This window comes from Kribbella sp. CA-253562, assembly GCF_050942265.1.
In the GTDB taxonomy this organism is placed as follows: Bacteria; Actinomycetota; Actinomycetes; order Propionibacteriales; family Kribbellaceae; genus Kribbella.
Map to the genome: position 1 here is coordinate 5,194,384 of NZ_CP192049.1, position 15,218 is coordinate 5,209,601.

The 15,218-nt window shown below is 68.0% G+C and carries 18 protein-coding genes and 1 pseudogene; 6 read left to right on the forward strand and 13 right to left on the reverse strand.

Translation table 11 applies throughout. The annotated features are described in order from the left end of the window. Positions 1–6: 6 nt before the first annotated feature. The 7 genes and pseudogenes from ACQPXM_RS24515 to ACQPXM_RS24545 all read right to left on the reverse strand — a co-directional run. Positions 7–477: a universal stress protein gene (locus ACQPXM_RS24515; RefSeq protein WP_432937170.1), complete on the reverse strand. Its 471-nt coding sequence runs from the start codon at positions 475–477 to the stop codon at positions 7–9. Between the two features lie 29 nt (positions 478–506). Then, positions 507–704 (reverse strand): hypothetical protein, encoded by a 198-nt coding sequence (locus ACQPXM_RS24520; protein WP_432937172.1) that lies wholly within the window; start codon positions 702–704, stop codon positions 507–509. Between the two features lie 123 nt (positions 705–827). Continuing rightward, positions 828–1,577, reverse strand: coding sequence for a hypothetical protein (locus ACQPXM_RS24525; RefSeq protein ID WP_432937175.1), 750 nt, complete (start codon positions 1,575–1,577; stop codon positions 828–830). Positions 1,578–1,604: 27 nt separating this feature from the next. Continuing rightward, positions 1,605–2,036, reverse strand: coding sequence for a TraR/DksA family transcriptional regulator (locus ACQPXM_RS24530; protein ID WP_432937177.1), 432 nt, complete (start codon positions 2,034–2,036; stop codon positions 1,605–1,607). 112 nt (positions 2,037–2,148) lie between these two features. Continuing rightward, on the reverse strand, positions 2,149–3,363 hold the full coding sequence (locus ACQPXM_RS24535) for a PucR family transcriptional regulator (RefSeq protein ID WP_432937180.1): 1,215 nt from the start codon (positions 3,361–3,363) through the stop codon (positions 2,149–2,151). Positions 3,364–3,606: 243 nt separating this feature from the next. Then, positions 3,607–4,008 carry a TetR/AcrR family transcriptional regulator C-terminal ligand-binding domain-containing protein gene (locus ACQPXM_RS24540; protein WP_432951195.1) on the reverse strand — a complete coding sequence of 134 codons (402 nt, stop codon included), beginning with the start codon at positions 4,006–4,008 and terminating at the stop codon, positions 3,607–3,609. A gap of 51 nt (positions 4,009–4,059) precedes the next feature. After that, positions 4,060–4,194 (reverse strand): annotated as a pseudogene (locus ACQPXM_RS24545) (hypothetical protein); the annotation flags it as partial. Between the two features lie 90 nt (positions 4,195–4,284). Here ACQPXM_RS24545 and ACQPXM_RS24550 point away from each other — a divergent pair. Next, entirely contained in the window at positions 4,285–4,503 is a 219-nt protein-coding gene (locus tag ACQPXM_RS24550) for a hypothetical protein (RefSeq protein ID WP_432937182.1), read from the forward strand. A 27-nt stretch (positions 4,504–4,530) separates the two neighbouring features. On the opposite strand, the gene ACQPXM_RS24555 is transcribed toward ACQPXM_RS24550, so the two are convergent. Continuing rightward, positions 4,531–5,253: an SDR family NAD(P)-dependent oxidoreductase gene (locus tag ACQPXM_RS24555; protein WP_432937185.1), complete on the reverse strand. Its 723-nt coding sequence runs from the start codon at positions 5,251–5,253 to the stop codon at positions 4,531–4,533. Between the two features lie 154 nt (positions 5,254–5,407). Between ACQPXM_RS24555 and ACQPXM_RS24560 the strand changes: the two genes are divergently transcribed. The 3 genes from ACQPXM_RS24560 (at position 5,408) to ACQPXM_RS24570 (ending at position 8,329) form a co-directional block, all read left to right on the forward strand. Then, positions 5,408–6,421, forward strand: a complete 1,014-nt coding sequence (locus tag ACQPXM_RS24560; protein ID WP_432937188.1) for a sigma-70 family RNA polymerase sigma factor — start codon at positions 5,408–5,410, stop codon at positions 6,419–6,421. Between the two features lie 125 nt (positions 6,422–6,546). Then, positions 6,547–7,119, forward strand: coding sequence for a helix-turn-helix domain-containing protein (locus ACQPXM_RS24565; RefSeq protein ID WP_432937190.1), 573 nt, complete (start codon positions 6,547–6,549; stop codon positions 7,117–7,119). Then, on the forward strand, positions 7,109–8,329 hold the full coding sequence (locus ACQPXM_RS24570; RefSeq protein ID WP_432937193.1) for an MFS transporter: 1,221 nt from the start codon (positions 7,109–7,111) through the stop codon (positions 8,327–8,329). Before ACQPXM_RS24565 ends, ACQPXM_RS24570 begins: the two co-directional genes overlap by 11 nt. A 51-nt stretch (positions 8,330–8,380) precedes the next feature. Here ACQPXM_RS24570 and ACQPXM_RS24575 read toward each other — a convergent pair whose 3' ends face one another. The 4 genes from ACQPXM_RS24575 to ACQPXM_RS24590 all read right to left on the reverse strand — a co-directional run bounded on the left by ACQPXM_RS24575 (position 8,381) and on the right by ACQPXM_RS24590 (position 11,506). Beyond that, entirely contained in the window at positions 8,381–8,746 is a 366-nt protein-coding gene (locus ACQPXM_RS24575; protein WP_432937195.1) for a VOC family protein, read from the reverse strand. 201 nt (positions 8,747–8,947) lie between these two features. Next, positions 8,948–10,150: an MFS transporter gene (locus ACQPXM_RS24580; protein WP_432937197.1), complete on the reverse strand. Its 1,203-nt coding sequence runs from the start codon at positions 10,148–10,150 to the stop codon at positions 8,948–8,950. Positions 10,151–10,171: 21 nt separating this feature from the next. Further along, on the reverse strand, positions 10,172–10,807 hold the full coding sequence (locus tag ACQPXM_RS24585; RefSeq protein ID WP_432937199.1) for an alpha/beta hydrolase: 636 nt from the start codon (positions 10,805–10,807) through the stop codon (positions 10,172–10,174). A gap of 309 nt (positions 10,808–11,116) precedes the next feature. Then, positions 11,117–11,506, reverse strand: a complete 390-nt coding sequence (locus ACQPXM_RS24590) for a RidA family protein (RefSeq protein ID WP_432937201.1) — start codon at positions 11,504–11,506, stop codon at positions 11,117–11,119. Positions 11,507–11,598: 92 nt separating this feature from the next. On the opposite strand from ACQPXM_RS24590, the gene ACQPXM_RS24595 reads away from it, so the two are divergent. Beyond that, the gene (locus ACQPXM_RS24595) at positions 11,599–12,234 is read left to right on the forward strand and encodes a winged helix-turn-helix transcriptional regulator (RefSeq protein ID WP_432937203.1); all 636 of its coding nucleotides are present in this window, start codon (positions 11,599–11,601) and stop codon (positions 12,232–12,234) included. Between the two features lie 36 nt (positions 12,235–12,270). Then, on the forward strand, positions 12,271–13,146 hold the full coding sequence (locus ACQPXM_RS24600; RefSeq protein WP_432937205.1) for a phosphotransferase enzyme family protein: 876 nt from the start codon (positions 12,271–12,273) through the stop codon (positions 13,144–13,146). An 80-nt stretch (positions 13,147–13,226) separates the two neighbouring features. Here the strand turns inward: ACQPXM_RS24600 and ACQPXM_RS24605 are convergent, their stop codons facing one another. Then, complete coding sequence (locus ACQPXM_RS24605; RefSeq protein ID WP_432937207.1) at positions 13,227–15,083, reverse strand: sialidase family protein; 1,857 nt, start codon at positions 15,081–15,083, stop codon at positions 13,227–13,229. Positions 15,084–15,218: the final 135 nt, after the last annotated feature.

A 15,218-nucleotide genomic window follows, 5' to 3' on the forward strand; every position in this document is an offset into this window, starting at 1 on the left:
ACTAGGTCACGCCGCGCTTGTCTCCGTGGCCGCGTCAGGACGTTCGGCGTACGCGGGCGGGATGATGACCACCGGGACCGTCGCGTACTGCGCGATCTGCCGGCTGACCGAGCCAAGGAGCAGACCGGTGATGCCACCGCGGCCACGAGAACCCACGACCAGTAGCGAACTGTCACGCGCGACCTCGATCAAGGCCCGCGCGGCAGGTCCCTGAACCAGCACCTGGTCAAGCCTGGCGACCTCGAGACCGGCACGCTCGAGCGACTCGACGCTGTCCGCGAGGGTCAGCCGTGCCGTCTCGGCGATCGAGGCCGGATCCACCACGACCGCGCTGTACGGCGACGCCGCACCGGCCAGCGGCAGCCACGCGTGCACGACGACGAGGCCGGCACCTCGCACCTGAGCCTCGGTCGCGGCCCACTCCAGCGCTCTCTGCGCGGTTTCGCTGCCGTCCACACCGACGACGATCTTCTGCATTTGTCCTCCAGTGATAGTCAGATTGGTGGTCACCGCGTACGACGGCCTGCCGCGGCCGGAGTGTCGTCGGCGGTGGATCGCCGGCGGGAGCCGGTCGTCCGCTTGGCCGACTCCTCCCGCTTGAGTCGCTCGGCCCGCGCGTAGGCGCGCAACGTGATCACGACGACCGTCACCCCGAGCACCATCAAAAGGACCAGATCGGTTCCACCCATCGGCTCCATGTCCACCAACTCCTCCTGCTTCAGTACTGCCGAACGAAATATCGCTACACATGATGTAGCGTAATTTCCCGCTCGGTTATTCCCTGTGAAATAAGGGCCTGGCTGGCGCTCCGGCCAGCCGTTCGCCGCCTACTTGCCCAGGTCGTGGAGCAGGGCGTCCCAGTCGATGGTTCCGCCCCCGGCAGCCTTCTCCCCCAGCACGAACCGGCTAGGGTCACCGGCCGCTCTCGGACCCGACGCCAGCCACGCCGCCAGTCCACGGGCGGCGCGGCGCTCGATCTCGTCGAGGTGCGTGCACCGCTGGTCGACGATCCGCAGTTTCTGCTCCGGCGTACTGGCTCGTTGCAGTGCGGAAAAGCTGGCCCGCCAGGCAAGACACAGGGCTTCGTCGCTCAGGTGCTCCGGCGCGAGGAACGCCGCGGGCCGGTGATCCAGTTCGTTGTCGTCAAACGATGTGACCTCGAACCTTGGCGAGCGCTCGCCAGGGTTCGGCTGCTCTGGCGCAGGGACGCCGGCCAGGTGGCCGTGGCCGCTCAGCCGGCGAACGCAGTACCGGATCACGAAGGGCGACCCCGCGACGACGAGAGCCGCCAGCAGTACGGCCATCGTTGCCCCCAGCAACGTGGCCAGCCCGACGAAGGCGACCGAACCCAGGGCGGACAGAGTTGCGCTGCTGGTGACGATCCGCCGCCTATGCCGCGGTCGCGGATTCGCGCTGCCGGTGTCCTCCAGAGCGACGGTAGCCGCGACACCACCCGTGAGGGCTGCGAAGACAACAAGCAGCACGACGGTCGCGAGAGACCAGGTGGAGGCCACGACGACGCCCAGAGCGCCGATCGAGCCGCAGAAGAGCAACCAGACAACGCGATACGCCCTCATGACGTGTCCTCCCGCCCGGGACGTCGTTCACCAGTTCGCCGGCGGGTCGCTGGCCGGGAAGGAGTCGCGGCCCCAGACCTCGACGATGTCGGACGTCGCCGGCCGACCGGCCGTGCGGGACTCCTCGGCGTACTCGCATCGCAGGCACAGTGCGGCCATCGGAAGAGCATGGAGCCGGTCCTCGGTCAGAGCGGCCGCGCAGCGCTGGCAGGTGCCGAAGGTGCCGATGGCCAGGCGGAAGAGTGCGGCGTCGATCTCGCCGAGCACGCTGGCAGCCGCCCGCTTCAAGGCCGTGTTCACCTCTGCCAGCGCCTCGTCGGTGATCGTCTCCGCGTCGTACGCGAGCTTCGTGAGCTGGTCGAGCCGGAACTGCCGTTGTTCCTGCAGCTCCTGGCGGAAGAACTCGAGGTCGACCACCTGCTGAGTTGGCCGTACGTCGCTGATGCGCACTGTGTCCATGTCTTCTCGGCTCCCTTCGGGTCTCCAGCATGCCGAGCGCCGGCCCGATCCAGTACGGCTGCGACCGGCCAACGTCGGGCCTCTTGCTTGCCGTCGCCCGGCAACCCTCGACTCAGGGAACCGCGGGCAGCTCGCGTTCCGGCCACTCGAGCAGTCGCGCGCCGAGCACCGCGGCGTGGAGGGTGAACCTGTCGGTCGGTACGCCCGGGTCGAACCCCGTCAGCGTGCGGATCTTGTCGAGCCGGTAGGTGATCGTGCGCACCGACACGTTGATCCGTCGCGCCGCTTCGGTGGCGACCTCGCCGGCGGCGAAGTACGCCTCCAGCGTGGCCACGAGCGGCTCGGCCCCGCCCCGCGCATCGCCGAGCGGACCGAGCACGCTCTTGATCAGATCGCCGATGGCCGCCTGGTCACGGACCAGCACCCGGTAGATCAGCATGTCGCGCGCCGTCACGACGTCGGACTGCAGCCGCAGACGGCCCGTGAGCACCAACGCCTCCCGGGCCTCCTCGTACGACCGGGCGATTCCGTAGGCCCCCGGATAAGCCCGCCCAGTGGCGACACGCCATCGCCGTTCGTCGCGGTGCCGCGTCAGGGCGGCATGCATCAGTTCCCCGATCTCACCGCCGGTCTCCGCGCCGGCCGGCGTCAGCGCGGGGATCAGGACGACCAGCAGTTCGTCCTTCGTCGCGACCAGAACGTCCCGGTCCCCGAGGTGATCGAGCACGAACCGTTCCAGCACACTGACCGTGAGCTCGCCGTCGGGCAGCCCCGCGTCCGAAGTGGCCAGAACGACATGGTGCGCCCGGCCGAGGTCGAGCCCGAACGGCTCGGCGCGCTGCACGATGCGTGACAGGTCGGAGTCCCCGCGCAGCAGGTCGTCGACCAGTTCCCGGCGCAGCGACTCCTCGTGCCGGATCAGCTGACGCGTCGCCACTTGATAGCTGTCCACCAGTACGGCGATCGCTTCGCTGGCCGCGCGGAGCACCGCCTGCGCCGAAGCCCGTACGGCGTCCCGATCGCGAGGCGGCACGACAGTGGGCAGATCGCGCCACATCCGCCACGCCGCCGACAGGTACAGGTCGACGACCCGCCCGGCCGGGATTCCCTGCTCGGCCGCTCGCCGTCCGAGCTCGCGCACGATCGCCAACTCGTGATCGCGGGGTCGCCGGCCGGAGATCGCGACGTCGGCCAGGAGGCTCAGATACTCCACGAGCAGCTCCAGCGGCGCCTCGGTCTTCCCGGCGGCCGCCTTCGCCAGGCCGAGCAGCCAGGCCTCGTCGAGGCCGCTGCCGGCGGGTTGGGCTCCGCTATCCGAGGTGGTCATCTGAGTCCTGTCCGGTCAGGGCTGGACCCGACGGCGCTCGGCGTCCTGGGCCGACAGACCAGCCACCAGCGGAACCGACGTCACCTGGGCGGATCGCATGCCTCCAGCCTGCCGTTTCGACCAGCTTCCGTCGATCGGGGGTGACACTCATTCCCGCACCCCCGGCTCCGCGCAGCGCCGTACGCCGAAACGGGTGCTGGGCCCGACGGCGGGATGCCTCGTCAGCTCTGGACCAGAACCGCGTCACCGTGTTCGGCGGTGCGGTGTCACCGCGGGCGCCAGGAGTTCGATCGCTCGGTCGGTCCAGCCGTCGCGCGGCGTTCCGAATCTGAGCACCTCTGCCAGATACGCGCCAACCAACAACCCGGCCAGGGTGTCAGGGTCCACACGCGAGTCGAGTACGCCGGCTCGCACGTCGAGTTCCATCAGCTCTGTCACTGCGCCCAACCGGGCGGCCAGTTGAGCCCGGAGCGCCGCAGTGAAGTCGGGGTCGCTGTCGGCGATCACGGCTGCGGTGGCGCCACGGCCGAGCCCGCTCTCCAGCATGTCGCTCACCCCATCAAGCACCCAGCGCAGCTTCTCGCCGACCGGAAGATCCGGCGCAAGCGGCGGAGGTTCGACCAACTGGCCCACCGTCGCGCCCATCAACTCATCCCTGCCGCTGTACCGCCGATAGATGGTCGTGCGGGCGACACCGGCTCGCAGGGCGACCGAATCGATGTTGACCGCAGCCGGCCCCTTCGTCCGCAGCAGCTCCAGAGCCGCGGCACCGATGCGTTGGTCGACCGACTCGAGCCGCGGCCTGCCGCGACCGCCTCTCGTACTGGCCATGGCTTCAGTCCTCCCGCGGAATAGATCGATCCATGATTACGCTACACCATGTGTAGCGATTATGCGTTGACCTACTGCGGAGGAGGAATGATGAGTACTACGGCATTGGACGCGATCGAGGTTGGACTGCTGGTTCTGATCGGGGTGGCAACGCTCCTGATCTGTTTCGGAGGTATCGGGCTGGCCTACCGAACCGAACAGCAGTGCTCGGCCAAGAAGCCGCCCGGCGCGGACCGCCCCAACACCGCACGCGTCGCCGAGGAGCGCGAGGTGGCCCGCGTGCCCAGTGGAGCGGATCGGAGCAGTTGAGACGAAGGTGCCGGGATGTCCCTTCCGTTACAGGTTCTGCGCCGCGGAGACGAGGGCCGCGTTCTGACGTTCGAGCGCCTTGATTGCGCCGCTGTTCCAGCTGTCGGCAAGTGCCTGCGAGAACGGATCGGGGAAGATCTCGTCTTCTCCCTTGGCCAGCCCGTCGAGGATGGCCCGGGCCACCGACTGCGCTGACGCCTTCGGAATGTCGAGGTCACGCACCATGTCGGTGTCCACAGGTCCGGGCAGCACGGCATGAACGTCCACGCCCTGACCGGCGAGCGTGGCCCGCAGGGACTGCGTCAACGAGAACGCCGCAGCCTTCGAGATCGAGTACGCCGGACTGATCGGCACGGCAGCCACCGCGGCCAGCGACAGCACATTGACGATCGCACCCTTCGACTCGACAAGCCGAGGCAAGAGTGTCTGGATGACGCCATAAAGGCCGAACAGGTTGACCCCAAGATGCCGCTCCAGGCCGGCTCGATCGGCCAGGTCTTCATAGCCGTAGCTGCCCGCATTGTTGATCAGGACGTCGAGTGCACCAACGGTTTCCGCAGCTGCGGCGATCTGTCCGGCGTTGGTCACGTCGAGGGCCAGCGGCGTGACGCGCTCATCCGCGTGGGTGAGGGGCTGTCGTGTGCCGGCGTAGACCCTTGCGGCACCCCTGCTCAGCGCTTCGTCGACCAGCGCCTTCCCGATGCCGCGGCTGGCGCCAGTCACCAGGATCGTCTTGTCCGCGAGTGTCATGCGTTCTCCTCGTCAGGTGGAAATCGAACTGTCGAGAGTGCAGACACCACACCGCCGGCCAAATGGGCGGCGCGTGATGCGCCCAGTTTTCGGCCCGGCCGGTGTCACAACTGAGGAAGACTGGCGAACCTGACAACAGGCGAGGTGATGACACGTGACCGCGAGCGAGCTGATCGCAAAGGCGCGGGATGGTGACGACGAGGCGTTCCGGCAACTGACCGAGCTACATCGCCGGGAGCTGCACATGCACTGCTACCGGATGCTCGGCTCGTTCCAGGACGCCGAGGACGTTCTGCAGGACACGCTGCTCGCCGCCTGGCGCAGTCTCGACCGGTTCGAAGGGCGGTCCACGATCCGCACCTGGCTGTACCGGATCGCCACCAACCAGTGCCTCAACGCGATTCGCTCGGCCAGCCGCCGCCCGGCAAAGGAGTGGGACGTGCCCGAGATCGAACCACCGCAGCCGACCCGGTACGGCGAAATCGTCTGGCTCGAGCCATACCCCGACGCGCTCCTCGACGGCGCGATCGCCACCCCGCCCGGTCCGGAAGCACGCTACGAGCAGACCGAGTCCATCTCGCTGGCGTTCGTCACCGCGCTGCAGCTCCTGCCCGCCCGCCAGCGGGCCGTCCTGATCCTGCGCGAAGCGCTCGGCTACCCGGCCGCCGACGTCGCCGACATCCTCGACTCGTCGGTCGAATCGGTCCACAGCGCGCTCAAACGGGCACGCGCCACCCTGCAACGGCGCATCCCACCTGACGGAGACGCCAGTTCATCGCCCGCGCCCGCCTCACCGGCCGAACAGGCACTGGTAACGAAGTTCGCCCACGCGTACGAGTCCGGCGACATCGACGCCCTAGTTGCCCTGCTCACCGACGACGTTCGCGTCTCGATGCCGCCCATGCCGCTCGAATACCTCGGCCGCGACGCCGCCGCCGGTTTCTACACCACGCTCATGAGCGCCAACCGCGAGTACCACTTGGTCCCCACGCGCGCCAACGGCCAGCCGGCGTTCGGCACTTATCTGCGAGCGCCCACCGACGGCATCCGGCGCGGGATCGGCCTCGTCGTCCTCACCCTCGCCGGGGACCGGATCTCCGCCGTGACCCGTTTCGACAACAGCGTCCTGCCCTGGTTCGGGCTCCCGCGCTCCCTTCCCAGCCACTGACTCTTCCGTCAGTCCTCTAGCGACGAGACATGCGAAAGGTCCACGGCCGGCTGCGCAGCGTCCGCGACTGAAATCAACCCAGAAGAGTTCTTCGCGAAGAACTCTTCTGGGTTAGGCTGTGCCCCATGGGTGATCAGGCAGCGGGCGACATCGTTTTGGATGTGGCCGCTTTGCGGGTACTTGCTCACCCGATGCGGCTGACTTTGCTGGAGCACCTGCGGCAGCGTGGTCCTGCGACGGCGCGACAGCTTGCGGAGCATTACGAGATCGACTCCGGTGCGGCGAGCTACCACCTGCGGCAGTTGGCAGCTGGGGGTCTGATCGAAGAGGACACCCAGCGTGGTACCAGGCGCGATCGCTGGTGGCAGGCTCGGCATCGGTCGTCGGTTCACGATCCTGTACGCGGTGGTCCAGACGAGCGTGAGGACAGTCGCGGTTACCTGCATGCGGTGCTGCTCGCGTACAGCGAGCAGCTGCGACGATTGGCGTACACCGCACCGCTGCTGCCCGACGAGTGGTACGAGGCGTCAACGTTCAGCAACTACGCGCTCCGATTGACGCCGGCCGAGCTCAACGAGCTGAAGTCAGAACTCGCTGCGGTGGTCAACAAGTACCGTCACCGCGAGGACGACGCTGGAACGCCCGTGGCCTTCCAGTTGCACGGATTTCCACTGCTCGAGCCGGACGATGACACATAGCGGCACAACGCCGACGGCTGCCTACCGGGACAGCAATGTTCTGCGCTGGGCGACGGCCTACACCGCGTCAGTCAGCGGCGATGTCGTCTTCTTTCTGACCCTGTCCTGGGCGGTGACCCGGGTTGCCGGGCCGGCGCAGGTCGGCGCGGTGCTGGCCGTCGGAGCCATTCCCCGGGCGCTGCTGATGCTGGTCGGCGGCGTGATCGCCGACCGGTACGGACCGCGCCGCGTGGTGATTGGCAGCGACTTCGCCCGATGCGTGATCATCGCCTGCGCCGCCGCACTCATGCAGTTCACCGCGGGCGGGCTGCCAATGCTGTACGCCGTCGCGCTGGTCTTCGGCGTGATCGACGCGCTGTTCATGCCTGCTGTGGGGGCTATGGCGGGACGGCTCACCGATCCAGGACAACTCGGCCGGGTGCAGGGACTGCGGGTCCTCGCGGTCCGGATCAGCAACGCGGTCGGTCCAATGATCGCCGCGATCGTGTTGACTGCCGCCGGAGTCGCCGCAGGTTTCGGTCTGGCCGGGCTGCTGTTCAGCCTGTCCTTCGGTCTCCTCCTTGCCGTCCGCCTGAACCGGGGACAGACCGCCGAGCGTTCGACCGGCTCCCCGTTGGACGATCTCCGCGACGGGCTGCGGTACCTCCGGAGAAACCGGCAACTGGCCCGCCTCGTCGTGGTGGTTGGGCTGAGCGAGCTGTGCTTCAGCGGTCCGGTAGGCATCGGACTGGTCCTGCTGACCGCCGAACGGCATTGGGGTCCGGCCATCCTCGGCTGGGCCCTGAGCGTGTTCAGCCTCGGAGGTGCAGTCACCGGAATTCTGCTCACCGCTCTGGCTCGCGTCCCACGAGCGGGGGTCGCGCTCGTGGCCGCCCTGACAGCTACCGCCGTACTGGTCGGCGCCCTAGGCCAGGTGACCACGGCCGCCGCCCTGATCGTCGGTTCCGCCGCGCTCGGAACGATCAGCGGCGCTGCGATGGCTATCGGCAACGCCTTACTCCAACGCACGACCGAACCTCGGTATCTCGGCAGGGTCGGCTCGGTGACTTCCCTGTGCACCCTCGGCCTGAGCCCCCTGCTCTACCCGATCACTGGCCTGGTCGCGGCCGCGTGGGGAACAGGCGTCTTCTTCGCTGGATGCGCTCTGGTGTGCCTGCTGGCCGCGGTCACCGCCGCGACAGCCAAGGCAATCCGCGACTCCGAGCGCTGACGCCACGGCCCTCGCCGACATCACGGGATAGCCTCGTCGCCTGGTGCCGCGTCATTCCTCGATGACCGAGAGGACGTTGCCTGCCGGGTCCTTGAACCAGGCGATGGGCGGGCCGTCACCGCGGGCGATTCCGAGGGAGTCGTGGTGGTCGAAGTAGCGCTCGAAGACGATGCCTCGAGCAACCATCGCCCGGACGGTGGATTCGATGTCGTCCACCGGGAAGTTCAGCACGGTGAACTCGGCCGGGACGTGATCGTCCTTCGGGTAGATCAAGACCGAGCCGCCGGTCGCGAGTTCGAGGGTGAGCATGCCGTGGGCCGCCTTGACCGTGAGGCCGAGGGTGTCCCGGTAGAACGTCTCGGCCGCGGGGATGTCGTCGACCGAGAAACCGCTGTACGCCTTGACCTTGCCGAACATCCTGGACCTCCTCAGTGAGGGGCGGCCGGGTTGGCCGCCCGTTCACCAGGGACGTCGGAGGCAGGATGCGCGTCTCGACATGGTCAATGGGAACCGGATCGCAGCGGCGACGACCCGTGGCCGAATGATCCGGCCGCATGCGCAACTCGCCGCGATACAAGCGCATCGCTTCGGCATGCGCATCGTCGTCCCGGACCGGGCTTACCGCGTTGCGCTGTCCGATCGCCTCGTCCTGAACAGCGCGACCCCGGACGCGGCCGCCGCGAGCAGACCGCCCACACCGGCGACGACGAACGTGACGCGGGCATTGGTGTGCTCGAGGAGAAGGCCTCCAAACACGTAGGAAAAACCCGCGGCCAGGCCGATCGCGCCGTACAGGTTGCCGAAGACCCGGCCGAGCATGGCCGCCGGTACGACGCGTTGCAGGTGGGTGTTGATCGCAACGTCGAGCGCGGCGATCCCCAGCCCACGGATGGTCTGTAGAGCCAGCGCGGACCAGACCGCCCAGGCGAGCCCGGTGAACAGGTTGCCCGCGCTGCTGATCGCGAATCCGATCACCAGGAGCACCGGCATGCTGAACCTGGGAGCGAAGCGGGTCAGCAGCGCGTACCCGACCACGAGACCGATCCCGACGCCGGCGTACAAAGTGGCGGCAGCGGAGTCCCCGCCTCCGAGCTCGTCCTTCGCGAGGAACACCATCGCGACGTCGTCCACCCCGCTGAACGCCACCACGGCGAAGAACCCCAGCCCGATCACCCGGACCGCCTTCGTCCGCCAGATGTATCCCAGCCCTGCCCGCGCGTTGTCAATCAACGTCCCGCCCTGGTGTTCCGGACTCGGCGGCAGAGCCGGCAGCCTGGCGAGCAACGCCGCCGACACCAGGAACGTCGCCGCGTCGATCAGGAGGATCGCCCGTACGTCGAGCGCCAGAAACAATCCCGCCGCGACCAGCGGCCCGATCGCCTCCATTCCGTTCGTCCCCGCGCCCAGCGCCGAATTCGCCGTCTCCAGCGCCTCGTCCTTGACCAACGCCGGCACCGCACTGCGCGACGCGGCCTGGAAGACCTGAGCCACCACGCCACGCACCGCCACCAGCACCAGCAGCACCGGCAACGGCGGCAGCACGAACGCCATCACCGCTACCAGCCCCGCCTGCAACAGGTCGCAGGTCACCATCACTTTCCGCAGATCGAACCGGTCCCCCACCGCCCCCGCCAAGGCCCCGAACAACCCCGGTGTGAAGTCCCCCGCCAGCAGCAACAACGCCACCGCCAGGGCTGCACCCGTCGAAGCCTCGACGTACAACAGCAACGCCACGAGCCCCAGCGAGTCCCCCAAGAACGAAACCGACCGAGCCGAGAACAACAGCCCGAAGCGGCCGCGCACCACCTCCGTCACCCCCACGGCCGCACCCTCAGCTCGCGGTCACGGCGTACGGAGGAAGGTGAGAAACGTCTGCCGGAAAGCGGAAGGCTTCTGACCTGTGTTGTCGTAGAGAACCGCCTGAGCATGGCCCGACCCGGCGGGCAGCAGCACGAGGCGCGCCCCCTTGGTCGCGGCGCTCAGAGACTTCACCTCCGCCACCGACGAGGCCGAGTCGTCCTCGGCCAGAACGTAAAGCACCGGCTGCCGAATACTCCGCGCGACCGACATCGCGGTGTCGTCCGGTGCGTCTGCCGTACCGATCGGTGTCGCCAGATCGGCCGGGGACAGCGCGACTACAGCAGAGATCCCCGAGTTCGGCCTGACCGCGGCGACCAGCGGCAGCGAGCCACCCGCCGAAGCGCCGACCACCACGACCTCGGTTGCTCCACGTCGACGCAGATCGGCGACAACCGCGAGCAGGTCGTCGACCGGCCGTACGTCGTTGGCGCAGGTGCTCGCACCGACACAGCTCTGGTCGTAGCCGACGACATTCAGCCCAGCCTTCGCCAGCCAGCCGATCTCACCGGCCCAGTTGCACACGCCACGAGATCCCGAGCCGTGCACCAGCACCACTCCCAGCCGCCCGCTGCCGGCTCCGACTTCGTACAACTGAACGTCGCCGCTCCCCTTCACCATGCGGGCGGTCGTTACGTCGTGCTGCGCTGTCTGACCGCACCGCTCTGCCAGCGACTGGAGCTGGGCAGATGGTGTCGGTGATGGTGACGACTCGATGGGTTGCGGCGTCGTAACCGTCTTTGAAGCCGACGTGCTCGGCGTTCCGTCCCCGCACCCGACCGCCAGCAGACCGACGCAGGCCAAGGTCACGATCGTTGTCTTGAATAGGCGCACGGTGACAGATCCTCTCGGCCGGCTGTCGACAGATCGTACGCACGGGCAGGACCACCCGATCGCCCAGAACCGGCATCGCAAGGACCTGCCGGCCGCTCAGTCCATGGCGGTTGCTTCGATCGCTACGAGGAGGTCCGGGCCGGCGAGGGATGCGACGCCGAGGACCGTAGTGGCGAATCGCTGGCCGTTGAAACGCTTGGTCACCAGGGGAAAGTGCTGCAGCAGGGCGTTGACGTCGGTGGAGTAGAAGTTGAGCCGTACTACGTCGGCCAGCGTCATGCCGGCGTCGCCGAGCACCGTTTCGAGATTGTCGAGGGCGTGCTCGAGTTGGCCGGCCATGTTGCCGGGATGCAGGGAGTTGCCGTTGGCGTCGACAGCGTCCTGCGCGCTGCAGATGAGCTCTCGCCGACGGCCTTCGACGAGCTGGGCCTGGTCGAATCCGAGTTCCAGCGAGAACGGCCACGGGTTGATGGCAGTGCGATTCATGATCATCCTTTTCACTTGCTTTTGGGAAGTACTCAGTGGAGCAGAGAAAGTGGAAGCTAGTCAAGAGTGAGTGCACTGGGTAGAGTGGAGCCATGGCAACGACTCGTCGGTACGGCGACGGCTGTGCGATCGCGACCGCGCTCGATCAGGTGGGTGAGCGCTGGGCGCTGCTGGTCGTACGCGAACTGCTGCTCGGGCCCAAGCGGTTCACCGACCTGCAGGAAGGGCTGCCGAATGCCGGGCCGAAGATTCTTGCGCAGCGCCTGAAGGAGCTGGACAGCGCCGGCATCGTGGTTCGTCGCACGTTGCCTCCGCCCGCGGCGTCGCAGGTGTACGAGCTGACCGATCGGGGAGCTCAGTTGGAGGACGTCGTGGTTGCGCTGGGCCGATGGGGAGCGGGCGGGACGGATCCGGTGAGTGCGGATTCGGCCATGCTCAGGTTGCGAAGCCTGTTTGCTCCGCAGCGGCGAGAGCCCTGGACCGCGACATACGAAGTGCGGCTCGGCCGGCAGCGCTTCACCGTCGAGGTGGCAGACGGTGACCTCGTCCACATGAGCCGCGGCGAGCCGCGCGATCGAGCCGATGTGATCATCGAGTCGGACTCAGACACCCTGGCCGGCGTCGTCGGCGACGGACCGGCGCTACCCAAGGCGATCGACGACGGCCGGCTCACCATCACCGGAGACGACCGCGCCGGCCACCGCCTGTTCAAGGCAGCACAGAGCTAGTCAGCGGATCACGGTCAGAAGTGATGTGATGCGGATGTGGATCTGGAACGTGACTACGGCCTGACCGTCTCCTCGCTCGAGCCGCACCCGGGCGGATTCGCCACCGAAGGCTGGGTGGCGGACAAGCGGTGGTTCGTGAAGCGCTGGAAGGACGGTGAGCGCCCGGTCGGGCTGGAGCAGTTGGCCGAACTGCGGGCGCTGGGACTGCCGGTGGTGGAGCCGCTGCGCACTCTGCGCGGCGAACTGTCCGCGACGAACGGCTCCCGGGCGTACGCCGTCTTTCCGTACGTGCAGGGGCGCAACGCGACGTTCGGTGACTGGCGCGTCGCCGCGCAGGCGATGCGGCAGGTCCACGAAGTACCGCTGCGGGTGGACCTGCCGCCCGCGAACACCGACGAACCGGCCATCGAGGACCTGGGCCGCGTGCTGGATCATCCGTGGATCGCGGACCGGGCCGACGAGGTGGCCGCGGCCATCGCTCGACTGGACAGCGTTCGGGCGCGCGTCGTGGGAAAGAAGGTCCGTGCGGTCGTGTGCCACACGGACTTCCACGGGCTGAACCTGTTACTCGACGACGCTGGGGAGGTGGCGGCGATCCTCGACTGGGAGAACGCCGTGATCGGACCCCGCGAGTACGACGTCTGGGTCGCTGCCGACGGTGCGCGACTCGTGGAGTTCCTCGACGAGTACGGCGCCGACGATCTCGACCTCGACCATGTCGAGTTCGCGCTGCTCGCGCGGGGGCTGCGGGACCTGGCGGCCCGGGTACTGAGCAGCGTCGACCGGCCGGGCATCGAGACCTGGGGGTTCGACCGGATCCGGCGCGTCGACAGCAACCTCGAGGTGTACCGCGGGTACTGCTTGGCCCCGGCGCCCGGGCAGGCCAGCAGTTCGAAGTCGCCGACTCGCTAGTGGGCGCAGGGGAGGTCGATGTGGCGGCGGCCGCCCATCTGGGCGGCCGCCGGGTTGTTGTGGCTGCGGCCAGAACGGGCTCAGGAGTCGTCGCTGAAGGTTCCGCCGAAGATGTCGGAGTTGCCGAACGTCGCCGGGCAGTCGTTGTTGGGCCCCGGGCGCAGTTCCGTGGAGTGCGTGGACGGCAGTTCGGCTGCCGCGTTCGGGTTCTTCTTGCTGTCTCCCACAATGGGTTCGGTGGTGCCGGCCAGGACGTCCTCGACGAACGCCTGCCGGTAGGCGTTGATGGCCGGGCAAACGGCTCCGTCGCGCATGTCGTTCCAGACCGCGGAACCGTAGTCCCGCGTGGCGACGGCGTAGTTGTAGTCGCCGAGGAACTCCGAGGTCAGGCTGTTGGCGCTGGATGCGCGCCCGTCGCCTACTGCTCCACGCAACAGTGTCGTGAACGCGCCGACGGTGTTCGCGGCCCCGGCGATGTCGGCGTGCCGGACCACGCCCAGCACCCGGCGTGGGGAGGTGGTTTCGTTGCGCCAGGGATCGAGCCAGGCGTTGTAGACCAGCCACGCGTCGGTGCCGTCAGGCGAGATCGCCACCGCCGGGAAGTTGGCTCGGTCGCCCCCCTCGCTCACCACCACCTTGCCCGAGTAGGTCTCGCCCCCGTTGGTCGAGTTCACCAGGAACGCCTTCTCCAGGTTGGTTCCCTGACTGTCGTCGGACCAGGTCAGCAGGATCTGGTCGGTCGCGTCCGCACCGGTCGGAGCACCGTTGGCGATGTCGAACGACGGGAAGTTGTTGGTCCGGGCGCCCGCGATGCCGTCAATGGTGAACCGGCCCTGCGCCGGGTCGAACTGCCCGATTCCGCCGAGCCCCGAAACCACGACCCTGGGCCGCTCGAAGTTCCGGCCCCCGTTGAACGACCGGGCCTGGAAGAACACGCCCTGGCGGGTACGGATGTCGGTGCCGACCCACACCACGTAAACCACGCCTTGGCTGTCGGTCCGGATGGCACAGCCCTGCCGGCCACCGGTCTGGTTGTTGTTGGTCGCCGCGGTCAGCTGGCGCGTGGTCCACGTGTCGCCGCCGTCGGTGGAACGAGCGAACAGGACCGGTTCGGCTCCGGCGGCCCCGCGGAATCCGACGTTGCAGACGTAGGCGTTGCCGAAGTGAGGGCTGGTCTCGGCGTTGTCAGCCCAGACCTGCTCCTTGTCGCTGAACAGCGCCTCGTTCTGCCTGGTCACGACCACCGGGTCCATCCAGGCGTCGTTGTCACCGGCGATGGCACCGGCCACGTCATCGGTGCGGGACACCGCGATGGCTGCATCGCCAGGAAAACCGGGATTGCCCGGGAAAGGAGTGGCGATGTTCGCGTAGTACAGCCGCTGCCCATTGGCCCAGGAGAAGTTCCCCGAAGCGTCGGGAACGGGGCCGAAGGCCAGCTCCGGGTCGCCGTTAGAGACCATGCCGTTGACGTCGTAGTGGGGCAGCGTGCCGATCGGGCCGTTGGGATCGGGCACGCAGCCGGTGTCGCCCGCCGGGGGTTGGCCCGGCGCGACGTCCGGTGCGCCGAGGCAGGACGGTGTGACACGCGCCGAGAAGCCGGTGTACGTCGGTTGCGTCCACGTGCGGCCGGAGTCGGTCGAGAACTGAACGCCCGAAACCCCCACGCCCGGAGTGAACGGACACGTCCGGTCATCGCCGGCGTTACACGCCTCCATGTCGATGTTGTCATTGGCTCCCGCCGCGAGAATCGCGGGATTGACCGGGTTGACCGCCAGACCAGGCTCGTTCTGCTTGTTCTGCGAGAACAGCTGGTCGTTACTGCCAACGGTGACTTCCGTCGACCCGCCGGGTGTGATCGGCGCGGCCTGCGCCGCCGTCGGCACAAGTAGAGCTCCGACTGCCGCGGCGACCGTCGCGGCGACATTGATCCTGCGCATGACGCTCCTCGGATAGATGGGATCGTTCTGCGCGGCGCGCCTGGCTGCCCCGAGCACCGGTCAGGTGGTCGCAACCTCTCACTCTCGTCCGCTCACGGCGCCCCGGCAAGATGCAGACGCCATCCAGAAGCATGT

Excerpts from the sequence above, each read along its gene's own strand:
- ACQPXM_RS24515 (WP_432937170.1), bottom strand. The coding sequence starts at position 477 with ATGCAGAAGATCGTCGTCGGTGTGGACGGCAGCGAAACCGCGCAGAGA.
- ACQPXM_RS24525 (WP_432937175.1), bottom strand. The coding sequence starts at position 1,577 with ATGAGGGCGTATCGCGTTGTCTGGTTGCTCTTCTGCGGCTCGATCGGC.
- ACQPXM_RS24530 (WP_432937177.1), bottom strand. The coding sequence starts at position 2,036 with ATGGACACAGTGCGCATCAGCGACGTACGGCCAACTCAGCAGGTGGTC.
- ACQPXM_RS24535 (WP_432937180.1), bottom strand. The coding sequence starts at position 3,363 with ATGACCACCTCGGATAGCGGAGCCCAACCCGCCGGCAGCGGCCTCGAC.
- ACQPXM_RS24540 (WP_432951195.1), bottom strand. The coding sequence starts at position 4,008 with ATGGGCGCGACGGTGGGCCAGTTGGTCGAACCTCCGCCGCTTGCGCCG.
- ACQPXM_RS24550 (WP_432937182.1), top strand. The coding sequence starts at position 4,285 with ATGAGTACTACGGCATTGGACGCGATCGAGGTTGGACTGCTGGTTCTG.
- ACQPXM_RS24555 (WP_432937185.1), bottom strand. The coding sequence starts at position 5,253 with ATGACACTCGCGGACAAGACGATCCTGGTGACTGGCGCCAGCCGCGGC.
- ACQPXM_RS24565 (WP_432937190.1), top strand. The coding sequence starts at position 6,547 with ATGGGTGATCAGGCAGCGGGCGACATCGTTTTGGATGTGGCCGCTTTG.
- ACQPXM_RS24570 (WP_432937193.1), top strand. The coding sequence starts at position 7,109 with ATGACACATAGCGGCACAACGCCGACGGCTGCCTACCGGGACAGCAAT.
- ACQPXM_RS24575 (WP_432937195.1), bottom strand. The coding sequence starts at position 8,746 with ATGTTCGGCAAGGTCAAGGCGTACAGCGGTTTCTCGGTCGACGACATC.
- ACQPXM_RS24585 (WP_432937199.1), bottom strand. The coding sequence starts at position 10,807 with ATGGTGAAGGGGAGCGGCGACGTTCAGTTGTACGAAGTCGGAGCCGGC.
- ACQPXM_RS24590 (WP_432937201.1), bottom strand. The coding sequence starts at position 11,506 with ATGAATCGCACTGCCATCAACCCGTGGCCGTTCTCGCTGGAACTCGGA.
- ACQPXM_RS24595 (WP_432937203.1), top strand. The coding sequence starts at position 11,599 with ATGGCAACGACTCGTCGGTACGGCGACGGCTGTGCGATCGCGACCGCG.
- ACQPXM_RS24605 (WP_432937207.1), bottom strand. The coding sequence starts at position 15,083 with ATGCGCAGGATCAATGTCGCCGCGACGGTCGCCGCGGCAGTCGGAGCT.